This window comes from Moraxella equi, assembly GCF_002027555.1.
Taxonomy (GTDB): domain Bacteria; phylum Pseudomonadota; class Gammaproteobacteria; order Pseudomonadales; family Moraxellaceae; genus Moraxella; species Moraxella equi.
Genome location: NZ_MXAP01000104.1, coordinates 1 through 13,512, shown reverse-complemented (window position 1 = coordinate 13,512; position 13,512 = coordinate 1). Strand labels below are relative to the sequence as shown.

Annotated in this window: 14 protein-coding genes; 9 read left to right on the top strand and 5 right to left on the bottom strand. The window is 43.1% G+C overall.

Going from position 1 to position 13,512, the window contains the following annotated elements; genetic code table 11:
- Positions 1–29: 29 nt before the first annotated feature.
- The 5 genes from hisD to B5J93_RS10160 form a co-directional block, all read right to left on the bottom strand.
- A complete protein-coding gene (hisD, locus tag B5J93_RS10180) occupies positions 30–1,313 on the bottom strand; it encodes a histidinol dehydrogenase (RefSeq protein ID WP_079326271.1) in 1,284 nt (427 codons plus the stop codon).
- Between the two features lie 178 nt (positions 1,314–1,491).
- The gene (gene hisG, locus B5J93_RS10175) at positions 1,492–2,397 is read right to left on the bottom strand and encodes an ATP phosphoribosyltransferase (RefSeq protein WP_079326270.1); all 906 of its coding nucleotides are present in this window, start codon (positions 2,395–2,397) and stop codon (positions 1,492–1,494) included.
- 451 nt (positions 2,398–2,848) lie between these two features.
- Positions 2,849–3,862, bottom strand: coding sequence for a PTS sugar transporter subunit IIC (locus B5J93_RS10170; RefSeq protein ID WP_079326269.1), 1,014 nt, complete (start codon positions 3,860–3,862; stop codon positions 2,849–2,851).
- Positions 3,863–3,930: 68 nt separating this feature from the next.
- Complete coding sequence (gene gltA, locus B5J93_RS10165) at positions 3,931–5,208, bottom strand: citrate synthase (protein ID WP_079326268.1); 1,278 nt, start codon at positions 5,206–5,208, stop codon at positions 3,931–3,933.
- Between the two features lie 15 nt (positions 5,209–5,223).
- A complete protein-coding gene (locus B5J93_RS10160; protein ID WP_029103421.1) occupies positions 5,224–5,403 on the bottom strand; it encodes a hypothetical protein in 180 nt (59 codons plus the stop codon).
- 877 nt (positions 5,404–6,280) lie between these two features.
- Here B5J93_RS10160 and sdhC point away from each other — a divergent pair.
- The 9 genes from sdhC to B5J93_RS10110 all read left to right on the top strand — a co-directional run.
- Positions 6,281–6,661 carry a succinate dehydrogenase, cytochrome b556 subunit gene (gene sdhC, locus B5J93_RS10150; RefSeq protein WP_078274686.1) on the top strand — a complete coding sequence of 127 codons (381 nt, stop codon included), beginning with the start codon at positions 6,281–6,283 and terminating at the stop codon, positions 6,659–6,661.
- Positions 6,662–6,681: 20 nt separating this feature from the next.
- Positions 6,682–7,017, top strand: a complete 336-nt coding sequence (gene sdhD, locus B5J93_RS10145) for a succinate dehydrogenase, hydrophobic membrane anchor protein (protein ID WP_211278877.1) — start codon at positions 6,682–6,684, stop codon at positions 7,015–7,017.
- Positions 7,018–7,053: 36 nt separating this feature from the next.
- Entirely contained in the window at positions 7,054–8,904 is a 1,851-nt protein-coding gene (sdhA, locus tag B5J93_RS10140) for a succinate dehydrogenase flavoprotein subunit (RefSeq protein WP_079326265.1), read from the top strand.
- A 133-nt stretch (positions 8,905–9,037) separates the two neighbouring features.
- Complete coding sequence (locus B5J93_RS10135; protein WP_079326264.1) at positions 9,038–9,748, top strand: succinate dehydrogenase iron-sulfur subunit; 711 nt, start codon at positions 9,038–9,040, stop codon at positions 9,746–9,748.
- Positions 9,749–9,994: 246 nt separating this feature from the next.
- The gene (locus B5J93_RS10130; RefSeq protein WP_079326263.1) at positions 9,995–10,486 is read left to right on the top strand and encodes a hypothetical protein; all 492 of its coding nucleotides are present in this window, start codon (positions 9,995–9,997) and stop codon (positions 10,484–10,486) included.
- A 93-nt stretch (positions 10,487–10,579) separates the two neighbouring features.
- A complete protein-coding gene (locus B5J93_RS10125) occupies positions 10,580–11,005 on the top strand; it encodes a hypothetical protein (RefSeq protein WP_079326262.1) in 426 nt (141 codons plus the stop codon).
- 59 nt (positions 11,006–11,064) lie between these two features.
- The gene (locus B5J93_RS10120; RefSeq protein WP_079326261.1) at positions 11,065–11,427 is read left to right on the top strand and encodes a hypothetical protein; all 363 of its coding nucleotides are present in this window, start codon (positions 11,065–11,067) and stop codon (positions 11,425–11,427) included.
- Between the two features lie 87 nt (positions 11,428–11,514).
- Entirely contained in the window at positions 11,515–11,991 is a 477-nt protein-coding gene (locus B5J93_RS10115; protein ID WP_079326260.1) for a hypothetical protein, read from the top strand.
- A 3-nt stretch (positions 11,992–11,994) separates the two neighbouring features.
- On the top strand, positions 11,995–13,512 hold a 1,518-nt coding region (locus B5J93_RS10110; protein WP_143823530.1), incomplete at its 3' end, for a helix-turn-helix domain-containing protein.

Sequence of the window (13,512 nt, the reverse complement as noted above, 5' to 3'; positions counted from 1 at the left end):
GATACAGTTGCTACTACTGCATTTCAAAATTATTCGCCCAACTCTTTTAACCGCACTTCTACCGCCAATTTATGAGCGTCCAATTGCTCGGCACTTGCCATTATTGCAACGGTGTTCGCCAAATTTTTAAAACCGTCAATGGACAATTCTTGTACCGTCATTCGTTTATAAAAGTCCGCCAAGCCAAGCGATGACTGGGTGCGGGCATAGCCATAAGTCGGCAAGGTGTGGTTGGTGCCACTGGCGTAGTCGCCCATACTTTCAGGGGTGTACGCCCCCAAAAATACTGAGCCTGCGTGGGCGATGTCGTCCAGATATTGACGGGGGTTTTCGGTGTTGATAATGAGATGTTCGGGGGCATAAGTATTTGAAATTGCTACACATTCTTGCAGGTTATCTGTGATGATGATACGACTTTTGGCAAGGGCTTGCTTGGCAGTTTCGGCTCGGGGGAACGTTTGTAATTGGTTGTCAATTTCGCTCAGAACTTTATCGGCTAAGTCCCCACTATCGGTGAGCAAAATCACTTGGCTGTCCGCTCCGTGTTCGGCTTGCGACAAAAGGTCGCTTGCCACAAAGGCAGGGTTGGCAAATTCATCGGCAATGACAAGCACTTCCGATGGGCCTGCGGGCATATCAATGGCGGTGCCTGTCAGTAGCACTTGGCGTTTGGCTTCGGTCACAAAGGCGTTGCCCGGCCCAAAGATTTTGTCCACTTTGGGGACGCTCTCTGTGCCGTACGCCATTGCACAAATCGCCCCTGCACCGCCTACGGCAAAGATTTCATCCACGCCACAGCGTTTGGCGGTGTATAAGATTTCGGCACAAATCGGGGCGGGTGAGCAAAGGACGATTTTTTTGCACCCTGCGATTTTGGCAGGAATGGCAAGCATTAACACCGTTGAAAACAAAGGGGCAGAGCCAGCAGGAATGTATAAGCCTACCTTTTCAATCGGGCGAGTCGTTACCTGACAGCGAACACCTGCCATTGTCTGGGTATCAATCGGCGTGGGGATTTGGGCGGTGTGAAATTTGTGAATGTTGGTGTAGGCGGTGTTAATGGCGGATTTAAGTTCGTCTGATAAGGTGTTTTGGGCGTTGTCAAGTTCGCTTGGGGCGATTTTTAGGCTGTCCAATTTGACTTTATCAAACTTTTCGGCAAGGGCAAACAGAGCGGTATCTCCTTGATTTTGCACTTGATTTTTTATATCCGCCACAATTTGGCTGATTTCATCACCAAGCGTTTGGGCAGGGCGAGTTAGGGCGGTTTGGCGTTCGGCTTGGTTTAGATTTTTCCAGATTAAGGTTTGCATAATTTTCTCTTTAAAATCAGTAATTTGTATAATGGCTTGGGTGTTGGGTTTTGCAAGTGGTTAGCGGTCAATCAACCAAGCGATTAGTGCTAGGAAAACGAGCGAAGTTGTACAAGTAGTACTACAAGCGAGTTTGACGAATGCCCTTTGGCAATAATGCTTGGTTGGCAGACCGCCATTACAACATCATTTTTTCAATGGGTAATACTAAGATAGAGCTTGCCCCCATTGCTTTTAAATTTTCCATTGTTTCCCAAAACAGCGTTTCTTGGCTGACGATATGCACCGCCACTTTGCCGTCATCTTGGGCAAGGGGCAAAATGGTCGGATTTTCGGCACAGGGCAGAAGTTTGACAATCTCAGGCAGTTTGTCTTTGGGGGCGTGGAGCATAATGTATTTGCTTTCTTTGGCTTGTTCTACGCCTGTCATTCGAGTTAGAAGTTTATCAACCAGTTGTTGTTTATCAAAGGACAATGGTTCGCTTTTGCCGATTAGACAGGCTTTGGAGCGGTAGATGACTTCCACTTCTTTTAAGCCGTTGGCTTCTAAGGTTGCCCCAGACGATACCAAATCGCAAATGGCAGTCGCTATCCCTGCACTGGGGGCGACTTCTACCGAGCCTGTGAGTAGGCAGTTTTTGAAGGGGACGGCATTTTTGTCCATATAGGCTTTTAGAAGGTTGGGGTAGCTTGTGGCAATGCGTGCGTTGTTTAGGCTGTTAAGTCCCCTGTAATCAAAGTCTTTTGGTACGGCAAGCGACAGACGACATTCGCCAAATTCAAAGACTTTAAGTTTGTTAAAGCTGGCAATCTCGCCCTTGTTTTGGCGGTCAAGCTGACATTCGTCCAGCACATTTTCGCCCACAAAACCCAAATCCGCCACACCGTCAAACACAAGGGCGGGAATGTCATCGTCTCGCACCCGAAGTAGCTCAATGGGCTGATTTTTGGCATAGACGATTAGGCGGTCTTTGTTGTAGTGAAATTTGATACCGCAGGCTCGTAGCAACTCTTGGCAGTCATCGCTTAGGCGACCTGATTTTTGAATGGCGATTTTTAGACGGTCTACATTAGGGTTTGACATGATTTCTCCAAAGATTTTTTTAAATATTATAAACAGCACGCAAAACAAAAGCCCCCAATCATCTTGGGGGCTTGCAAGTAAATGCCAATATTATCTGTGTTTTGCCTGCCCCCGAACTTTGCATTCTTTTGGGCGACAACCACACGCCTAAAAGAATCTTAGGAATGATGGTGATGATGGTGTAGGCTAATTGTCGTCATGGCGGATAACATATGAAAAGTTTTGAATACAGGCGTTATCATAAGGTATTTTTTGCTAAATGGCAAGCGTTATTTTTGCAAAATGTTTGGTATTTTTTAAATTGATGATGGGAGTGGGGTGTGCCTGCCTTTTGTATTTGCCATGAAAAATAGGAAAAATTGCCCATTTTTCATGCAAAAACGGTTGATTTACTTCTAAAAATTTTAAAATTGTAGATAGTTGTTATAAAGGGCAGGCACGCCCTAGTGCTCTATGATTTATCAAGTCGCAAATCGCCATCTTTTATCCATGTCATTTTGACAAAAAACCGATAAATCAGCCAGCACAGCACCGCAGGCAGGACAAAATGAAATGCCCCAATCAGCATCCAGACATCGGCAGATGTCCCCATAACATCAAGCGTGCCAATCTGCCCGACCAGTCCGCTTGTTCCCATGCCTGCCCCGCTTGGGATGTTTTGCATGCCAAACATGACTGTGGCAAAGGGAGCTAGGATTGCCCCTGTCAAGATGGGTGGCAGCCACAGTTTGGGATTTTTGACGAGATTGGGCAGTTGTATCATGCTTGTCCCCAGACCGCAGGCGAGTACCGTGCCTATGCCGTTGTCCTTGTGACTCATGACCGCGAAGCCTATCATTTGGGCGACACAGCCCACGGTGGCAGCCCCTGCCCCAAGACCGCTTAGCCCCAAACTGATGGCGATGGCGGCACTTGATACAGGTAAGGTCAGTAGCACGCCCATGACGACCGCCACTATCATGCTCATGATGATGGGGCTAAGTCCCATCGCCCATGTGATGACATCAGAGACGCTCATGAGAGTAGATGAGATGAGTGGGCTTAGGGTGTGGGCGACGACTGCCCCTGTGAGTAGGGTAGTCAGGGGCGTGACGATGATGTCAAGTGGCGTGGTGCGATGGACGAATTTGCCACACTCTGCTGCTATGATGACAGCGACCAATGCCCCTATCGGGCTTGCCCCCATGAATCCGACCGTGGTACAAGCAAGCATGACCAAAGGCGGTGCCTTAATGCCGTATGCCACACCCACGCCAATGGCAACACTCATCATGCTTTGGGCTTGACTGCCGACATCAACAAGCCACGGCATGGATAGCCATATACCCATGTTTTTTAAAATAAGCCCCAAAATCAGCGTGCCAAACAGACCTAACGCCATAAAGTTTAGGGCGTCTATACCATAACGTTGAAGTGAAAAAACGATGTTTTGCTTGGCAAGATGAGCAGATAAGCGGTTATTCATGATGATGGTCTTGTAAAAAATCCCCCAATCACTTGGGGGATTTTATGGTCATTTGTTAAAAGACAGGATTATTTGCGGTCTTCAACTTTAACAAAAGCACGGTGTTTTTCACCCACATAACGCTGACGTGGACGACCGATTTTGAATGCTTCTGAGTGCATTTCTGTCCAGTGAGCAATCCAGCCTGCGGTACGAGCTAGGGCAAAGATAACAGTGAACATAGACGTTGGGATGCCAATGGCTTTTAGGATGATGCCAGAGTAGAAGTCTACGTTTGGATATAGTTTACGGTCAATGAAGTATTGGTCAGACAGAGCGATTTTTTCTAGTTCCATCGCCAGTTGTAGTTTGGGGTCATTTACGCCCAAGGCACCCAACACTTCATCACAGGTCTCTTTCATCACTTTGGCACGGGGGTCAAAATTCTTATAAACACGGTGCCCAAAGCCCATGAGCTTGGCTTCTTTGGTCTTAACTTTTTCCATGAACGGAGCAACGTTCTCAACCGAACCAATCTCATCTAGCATGGTAAGTACCGCTTCGTTGGCACCACCGTGTGATGGCCCCCATAGAGCTGCGATACCTGATGCGATACAGGCGTATGGGTTGGCACCTGTTGAGCCTGCTAGACGTACGGTAGAAGTCGATGCGTTTTGTTCGTGGTCAGCGTGCAGGGTAAAGATTTTATCCATGGCTTTGACCAGTACAGGATTTGGTTTATAATCCACGTCACCGGGTGTTGCGAACATCATGTATAGGAAGTTTTCAGCATAGCTAAAATCTTTGCGTGGATACATGAATGGCTGACCGATAGAGTATTTGTAGCTCATGGCGGCAAGGGTTGGCACCTTGGCAATCAAGTCCACAGCCGTGTCATCACGGTGGTCAGCGTCAGAGATGTCTAGATGGTTGTGATAGAAGGCAGACAACGCACCGACCACACCAATCATAATCGCCATCGGGTGAGCGTCACGGCGGAAACCTTCAAAGAACTTACGCAGTTGGTCATGCACTGCCATGTGCTCATTGATGCGTGTGTAGAATTTGTCTTTTTCTTCGGCATTTGGCAAGTCGCCATAGAGTAGGGCGTAGCAGACTTCTAGGTAGTCAGCATTGTCCGCCAAATCGTCAATGGCATAGCCACGGTGCAAAAGCTCGCCTTTGTCGCCATCGATATAAGTTAGGGCAGATTCTACGGGGGCAGTTGCCATGAAACCAGGGTCATACGTCCAAAAACCTGCTTTATTGACCGCGGTCACGTCTAGTACAGGGCGACCCAAGGTAGATTCTAGGACTGGCATTTCATATTCCGTGCCATCAACGACTAATTTCACTTGTTGTGTCATAATAATAACCTTAATTTAATGGTGCCTAAATCCTGACCCAAAAGCCTTATCCTGCTTGGTTTGGGCTAATTTGGCATTGTGAATTTGCATGCTGGCAGGTAGCCGAGCATGATGTCCTTGGTCTTGTTGGTCGCTGAATTCCTTGCAACGTGCGTCCGTTTGCCAAAGCAAAGGCATATTGCTCATCATCGCCATCAAGTATCATGATGATACAAAAACTTTGCCAAACTTACAAGCCCTAGCATGATAAATTCCTTAAAAAATTGTAATTAATCCCCCAAGCCCTTACACTCATTCACTTTTTTGTCCAAGTCCAGTTTTCCCGAACCGCCCAAATCGTAAAAGCCTTAGTCATCATACGGGTTTTCTTGACATATTTTGTAACAATATTATCGTCAAAGTGGTTAAAATTTTGGCAAAAAATTTGACGCCAGTTACATAAAAGTTGTAATTTTGTTTGTAAAATTTGTTCAAGCGTTTTATAATTTATCTGTTTAACTTGGCAGGTCATTTTAAAAAAACGATAATCAATTTCATTGTCAATAGGGTAACACGACATTTGATGAATTTTGTAATAAGTTTTTTTGATAATTTCACAAAAAATTTAATAAAAAGTTTGGTAAAAGTCTGCGAAATTTTACTGATAAATGTTCTCAAATGTGCTGTTTGGACAAGGGTTCAAGAGATTAAAGAGTTTTAATGATTTGTAAAAGTAAAAGTAGCGATGTGTTTAAGCCTGATGGCTTTTGCATGGTTGCTTGGCACGCTGACACTGCGTGACACAAGCGACATTGATTTAACGCTGTGTTCAGACTTCTTATTTTAAAGACAGCCTGACGGTGTGATTTTTTGCGTTTAAAAATTTAAAATATCTTTAATATACTCATGCCAAATCATTTAGAGTGATTTACTAGATTTGGCAGATTAAAACCAAAACCGATATTTTAAGTTTTTAATTTTACAATTGAAAGGCCGTTTTGTATTTTAATTGTGGCAAAAATCACCCAAAAAGCCAGCTCTCCTTGCCGTCTTGTTCGTTTTGTACGGCTCATTTTGATAAGGACGCCCGCTCGTGAAAGATAACCGACCGATTAACTTACCCCTAAGCCAAGTGATTGCGGTGAACTCAAAGTCCCCAATCGCTATGGCTTCTATTTTGCACCGTGTATCAGGCATTGTGCTGTTTTTACTTGTGCCTGTCATGCTGTGTATTTTACAGACATCACTGTCATCGCCAGAAGGGTTTGAGACGGTGCTAAACAATATCGCCCTTAGGTTTGTGGCGTGGATTTTTGTGGCGGCGACCGCTTACCATTTTGTCATGGGAGTTAAGCATTTACTTGCTGACCTTGGCATGAACGAAGAGTTCAAATCAGGTAAGACGGCGGCGATTGTGAGCTTTGTTATCGCATTTGCCTTGATTATTGCGTCCTTTGTGTGGGTGATGTTCTAATGAAAAGAAACAATTCAGGCATTAAAAGTGCCACAGGTCTGACAGGTTCAGGCTCTCGTGATTGGGTGCTACAACGTATCAGTGCGGTGGTGCTTGCCCTTTATTCTGTGGTGTTGGTAGGATTTTTCCTATTTAATCAAGTGGATTATCAAGCATGGCATGGCTTTATGATGAGCTTGCCCATGAAATTATTGAGCCTTGTGGCGATTTTATCACTCGTATTTCACGCATGGGTGGGTATGTGGACGGTATTTACCGACTATGTCAAATCGTCAGGACTGCGTATTGCTCTACAAGGCGTGGTCATCGTTGCCATTTTGGCGTACCTATTTTGGGGCGTGATGATTTTTTGGTAAATCACACTTTTATAAGACATTGATAGGAAAAATAGTATGGCATTAGCACCAGAAAAACCGATTGAAAACATCCCCACGCTAAACTTTGATGCGGTCATCGTTGGCGGTGGCGGTTCAGGCATGAGAGCGTCTTTACAGCTCGTTGAAGGCGGTATGAAAGTTGCCGTTTTGACCAAAGTATTTCCAACCCGTAGTCATACTGTTGCCGCCCAAGGGGGTATCGGTGCGTCATTGGGTAACATGAGTCCTGACAACTGGCATTTTCACTTTTATGACACCGTCAAAGGCTCTGACTGGCTGGGCGACCAAGACGCCATTGAATATATGTGCCGTGAAGCCCCAAAAGTCGTGTACGAGCTTGAGCATATGGGGATGCCTTTTGACCGTAACGCAGACGGCACGATTTATCAGCGTCCGTTTGGTGGACACTCTGCCGAATACGGAGCAAAACCTGTTCCCCGTGCGTGTGCGGCAGCCGACCGTACAGGACACGCTCTTTTGCACACCCTTTACCAAAAGAACCTAGAAAAAGGCACGCAGTTTTTTGTGGAGTGGATTGCCCTTGACCTTATCAAGGACGCAGACGGCAACATCAATGGCGTGATTGCCCTTGACCAAGAAACAGGCAACATCTCAGTATTCCAAGCCCAAACAACCGTACTGGCAACAGGTGGTGCAGGACGTATTTTCCGCGCATCAACCAACGCCTACATCAACACAGGGGACGGTCTTGGCATGGCGGTGCGTGCAGGCATTCCATTACAAGACATGGAATTTTGGCAATTTCACCCAACGGGCGTGGCAGGAGCGGGCGTGCTTTTGACCGAAGGCTGTCGTGGTGAAGGTGCGATTTTGCGTAACAAGCATGGCGAGCCGTTCATGGAGCGTTATGCACCGACACTAAAAGACTTAGCCCCCCGTGATTTCGTCTCTCGTTCTATGGACCAAGAGATTAAAGAAGGTCGTGGCTGTGGTCCTAATGGCGACTATATTTTGATGGACATGACGCATTTGGGTCTGGACACCTTGATGAAACGTTTGCCGTCTGTGTTTGAGATTAGCCATAACTTTGCCAACGTGGACATCGCCAAAGAAGCGGTGCCTGTTGTGCCTACCATTCACTACATGATGGGTGGTATCCCAACCAACATTCACGGTCAAGTAACCGTGCCTGTGCTTGACGGACATGTGGACGAACAAGGTCTATATACCGAAGGTCGTGTGGTCAAAGGCTTGTACGCCATTGGCGAATGTGCGTGCGTGTCAGTACACGGTGCAAACCGCCTAGGCACGAACTCGCTACTTGACTTGGTGGTGTTTGGTCGTGCGGCAGGTCAGCATATCCTAGATGAATTTGCCAAATCAGACCGCAGTTATAAGCCACTTGACCCACGAGTGTTGGACTACACGCAGTCTCGTCTTGACAAGCTACAAAACTCTACCGAAGGCTACAACGCCCAAGAAGTTGCCGATGAAATTCGCAACATCATGCAGTCTCACGCTGGGGTGTTCCGTACGCAGGCTTTGATGGATGAAGGTGTAGAAAAAATCATGGCACTGGCTCCAAAAGTTGCCCAAATCCACCTAAAAGACAAATCAGCCGTCTTTAACACCGCTCGCATTGAGGCGCTCGAAGTTGCCAACCTTTACGAAGTGGCAAAAGCGACCATGCTATCAGCGTCCTTGCGTCATGAATGCCGTGGGGCTCACAGCGTGCTAGATTATGAAAAGCCAGAAGATGACAGCTACGCCCCACTAGGACGTAACGACCATGAGTGGATGAAGCATACGCTATGGTACTCTGAGGGCAACCGTGTGGTGTATAAGCCTGTACGCAAACAGCCTTTGACTGTGGAGTATTGTGAGCCACGAGTGCGTACGTTCTAATTTTGACAAATCGATAAGTTGGGTGTAAAAGCCCAACTTATATAGATGATTTGCAAAATGTATCATTTCAAATTTAAATTAGGTCTTTTTAACAAAAACAGTTAAAAATCCCAAATTCCCAATGGAGAAACCCATGAGTCGAGGCAAACGCATTGTAGAGATTTATCGCTACGACCCAGACAAAGACAAAGCCCCTTATATGCAAACATATGAGATTGAGCTACTAGATACCGACCGTATGCTACTAGACGTGCTACTACGCCTAAAAAAACAGGACGAAACCTTGACATTCCGCCGTTCATGCCGTGAGGGTATCTGTGGCTCGGATGGTATGAATATCAATGGCAAAAACGGTTTGGCGTGTCTTATCAACATGAACACCTTGCCCGAGAAAATCATCGTTCGTCCCTTACCAGGTTTGCCAGTCATCAAAGACTTGGTGGTGGACATGAACCAGTTTTATGCCCAGTACGAAAAAGTTCATCCATTCCTAATCAACTCACAACCCGCTCCGCCAAAAGAGCGTTTGCAGTCGCCAGAAGACCGTGAAAAAATGAACGGACTTTATGAATGTATCTTGTGTGCGTGCTGTTCTACGTCTTGCCCATCATTTTGGTGGAACCCAGACAAGTTTCTTGGTCCATCAGCCCTGCTTAACGGCTACCGTTTTATCATCGACAGCCGTGATACCGACACCCAAGCCCGTCTTGCCAGACTTGACGACCCATTTAGCTTGTTCCGTTGTCGTGGTATCATGAACTGCGTATCGGTTTGCCCCAAAGGACTAAACCCCACTAAGGCAATCGGTCATATCCGTAATATGCTACTTGATGCGGCGGGTTAAGCTGACTTTGAGTGTTTTAAAACCGTACTTTTAAAGTGCGGTTTTTTTATCACAGGTTAAGTTTAATTTTTAATTATTCATTAAAATTTATGCTCATAAACTTCAAAGTTAGCACAAGCTCTATTTTGGATGTAAGATGCCTACCTATTGCACTATTAAAAGTTGGATTTAAAATGGGGTGTATTACGCACCTACAATTTGTATTTATTGTAAAGTTCGTTTGGTATATCAGTAGAGGGAGTAAATATGAGTACAATCAAAAGAAAAATCCTATTTTTCTTTGTTTTTTTACCCATACCCATCATTTTATCTATAAAGCCCATTACTAATGTTGTGCAGGGTGCTAAACATATCCCAATAAACCTACCTGATGGTTTGTCTTATAATGTAAGTACTGAAAAATTTAAAAGAGTATTTGTTAGAAAAAATAATGATGAGGCGTATAACCTAAAATGTATGGATACAATTGTTAAAGAAAATAATCTCTGTTTAGATAAGTATTCTGGCGATGACTTTACTGGTTATAATGTTAGTATTGTATCCTTTACCGATGACGATGAACATAGTAATGATGCTATTATTGTTAGTGGTAAATTTGTTAGTCAAGTAACTCAGGAAATTATTTATGTTTCTACATCGGAAGATGAGATTAAAAAAGTAAAAAAATATCTTGAAAGAACTAGCAGGTATGTAGATTTATTTTGGGTTTTTATCATATTTTTATCTATATTGATTTAATTTTTAGCAAAGATAAGGAGCAAGCAAAATGACAGCATTTGGTTATGGTAAGTTAAAGTTTGGTGTTACTGCCAATTATTGGGAATAAACTATATGTCAAAAGAACCAGAATACGGCTCAACAGAACATCTTGTGCAGTCTTTTAAAGAGCAAATCATTTTTATTATTGTTATGGGTTCACTCTTTTGTGCTGTCTATTACTTTTATATAAAACCCAATCAGGTAAAAAAACTCCAATCAGCGTCAAAAGATGAGTGTGGACATCTTATTGAGTTTTATTCCTCCCCTGATTCTGATGACCCTAGAAATAGAAACATTGATTATTTTTCAATTAAAAACAAGCAGGGTGAAGATTTGCATTTTGTGAGAAGTAGAAGATCTGATTTGGGTGCTAAAAACGCCAAACAAGGTGATTTGGTATGTTTAACATACAGCACAGAATATTACGAAGATTTTGGTAAAAAAGTACGAGATAAGAAAATACCTTATCTTATTAAGATTAACTCAGTAGGAGAGTAATTATGATTTATAATGGTATTGTGTTTCAAATAAAATAGCAAATCATGGGATTTTTTGTAATGAGTGATACAAATTATCAAAAATTTTCAGAGCCAGCAGGTTGGCTTGGTTTTATTGGTTATCCAGTGGTTATGTCTGCTTTATTAATGACCAATCATTATGGATATACAGAATTAGGTTTAAGTTCTTACAATAAGTATCATACATCTTTATCAATTGGTTATATGGTATTATTTAATAAGATTGACGGTGATTTCAAAAAAAGAGTGAATCATGAAATAAATATTCAATCTGATGATAAATATGCTTATAAAAATTTATATCCATCATACATGGTCATTTTATATGCATTATATGAGTTTTTAAAATCAACATGTATAACAGCATTATTTTTATCATTTCTGCTGATATATTCAAAATAGATTTTGTGGTTAATCATAGGCGATGGTCAAAAATACAAAATTTGCTATGGCATGTTTTTAAGTGTGATAAAATATTAAGGAATTGCTATGACTCTTGGAATAAGATGTATTGCGCTAATATTTTTTTGTATGGCTATATATGGTTTGGGATATTATTATCATATTTTCCCTAGAAAATTTGATGGATTTTTGTCTAATGCTATTGCTAATGAACTTACAAAACACAATAAATTTCACATTGGTGATTATATTGAATATGGAGAAAATGATGTGTTGTGTATTGCTCCATCTTATAAATCTTTACCATTTAACGAAATGGTGATTGGCAATCGTTCAAAAAGTTTTATTGAGCAAAGAATTAATGGTTTTTTTGGTAAGAGTGATTCGTATAGGTGGATTATAGTGTTTAATTCACATGATAAGGGAAACCCAAGAATGTATAAAATTACTGGAGAGGCTGTACCAGATTTTAAAATTTCCCAATGTTATGGTGGTCGTAACATTGTATTTGAAAAAACCAAGCATGAAGATGTTTATATTTACTTTAAAATAAGAGAGGTTTAGTATATGGCAATTGGTCCTATTACAATTGGTGCTTTGATTGGTGGCGGTGTTGCAGGTGCTGCCCTTAAAATGAAAGAGGTATTTAATGGTGAAGCTGCCCATTATTGGGGTTCTGATACTGGTTGGAATGATTCTAGTGATGCATTTCGTCATGCATATGTGAGTGCAAGGTTTGCTCAAATGACAGGCGAGCATACTGCAAATATATTGGGGATGTTTAATGAGGTAATCTCGAAATCTGATGACTCTAGAGATGCCGCAATGGATGTTTGGAATAATAAAGTTGGAGCGGAAATCGGTAGTAAATATGAGATGACAGATGAATATGCTCCTGAAAAGATAGCTAATGACATCAAGAAAGCTCTTGATAATGGCTTATTAGTGACTGACTTTGAGAAAGATCCACGAACCAATGGTAAATTGCAGGAATTCTTAGATAAAAATAGATACAATAACCCCTTCGATGACCTTCCTGATGACCTTGCCGAAGCCTTTGCCAAATGGGCAGGTATCAACCGCTCAGGGTTTCATTATTTCTATGATCCGATTGTACTCGACTTAGATGGTGATGGCATAGAGACGATTGCTCATGATAAATTAAAGAAAGCTGTTTTTGATCATGATGGTGATGGCATTGCTCATGCGACAGGCTGGGTGAAAAAAGATGATGGCATACTGGTGCTAGATCGCAATGGCGATGGTGTTATTAATGATGGGCGAGAGGTGTTTGGTGACAGCATGATTTTGAGCACAGGTGAGACCGCCAAGCACGGCTATGAGGCACTTGCCGACCTAGACAGCGATGGTAATGGCAAGATTAATGCCGATGATACCAAGTTTGATGAGCTTAGGGTATGGCGTGATTTGGACAGTGATGGCGTGAGTGATGTTGGGGAGTTATTTGGACTTCATGAGCTTGGTATTAGTGCGTTAAACCTTGATTATCAAGAGGTGGACAAAAACCTGACAGGAGGCAATAAACTGACTCAGCTTGGCAGTTATGAGAAACATGATGGCAAAACAGGTGTCATGGGCGATGTGAATTTTAACTTTCATGGTGTGTACACCAAACATCTCGATGGTGTAAAAAATACAGATGACAGATTGCCAAATCTACAAGGCTCTGGGCGTGTCAGAAGTCTAAGCGAGGCAATGACACTATCTTCTGAGCTTAGAAATATCGTCGTCAATTACCTAAATGCCAAAAGCAAAGATGAACAGCTGTCGATGATGGACGGCTTGCTCAAAGCGTGGGCAAAAACCGATCCTGATTATCAAGATTATGAAAAGCCGATTTTCTTGTCGATAAGAAGCTCTAGTTCCCAAAAAGGTGCGGTGGGCATTGCAGGCGGTGGCGGTGCTATACCAACCGAACCCAAAATATGCTACAATACCCCTATGGCATACTCAGATGATTTTAGACAACAAGTACTAAGGCAACTAAATTGTGGTAAAACCTACCGACAGCTTGCCGAAGAGTACAATATCAGCACCCGCACCATTTTAAACTGGAAAGCAAAC

Excerpts from the sequence above, each read along its gene's own strand:
- hisD (WP_079326271.1), bottom strand. The coding sequence starts at position 1,313 with ATGCAAACCTTAATCTGGAAAAATCTAAACCAAGCCGAACGCCAAACC.
- hisG (WP_079326270.1), bottom strand. The coding sequence starts at position 2,397 with ATGTCAAACCCTAATGTAGACCGTCTAAAAATCGCCATTCAAAAATCA.
- B5J93_RS10170 (WP_079326269.1), bottom strand. The coding sequence starts at position 3,862 with ATGAATAACCGCTTATCTGCTCATCTTGCCAAGCAAAACATCGTTTTT.
- gltA (WP_079326268.1), bottom strand. The coding sequence starts at position 5,208 with ATGACACAACAAGTGAAATTAGTCGTTGATGGCACGGAATATGAAATG.
- B5J93_RS10160 (WP_029103421.1), bottom strand. The coding sequence starts at position 5,403 with ATGGCGATGATGAGCAATATGCCTTTGCTTTGGCAAACGGACGCACGT.
- sdhA (WP_079326265.1), top strand. The coding sequence starts at position 7,054 with ATGGCATTAGCACCAGAAAAACCGATTGAAAACATCCCCACGCTAAAC.
- B5J93_RS10135 (WP_079326264.1), top strand. The coding sequence starts at position 9,038 with ATGAGTCGAGGCAAACGCATTGTAGAGATTTATCGCTACGACCCAGAC.
- B5J93_RS10130 (WP_079326263.1), top strand. The coding sequence starts at position 9,995 with ATGAGTACAATCAAAAGAAAAATCCTATTTTTCTTTGTTTTTTTACCC.
- B5J93_RS10125 (WP_079326262.1), top strand. The coding sequence starts at position 10,580 with ATGTCAAAAGAACCAGAATACGGCTCAACAGAACATCTTGTGCAGTCT.
- B5J93_RS10120 (WP_079326261.1), top strand. The coding sequence starts at position 11,065 with ATGAGTGATACAAATTATCAAAAATTTTCAGAGCCAGCAGGTTGGCTT.
- B5J93_RS10115 (WP_079326260.1), top strand. The coding sequence starts at position 11,515 with ATGACTCTTGGAATAAGATGTATTGCGCTAATATTTTTTTGTATGGCT.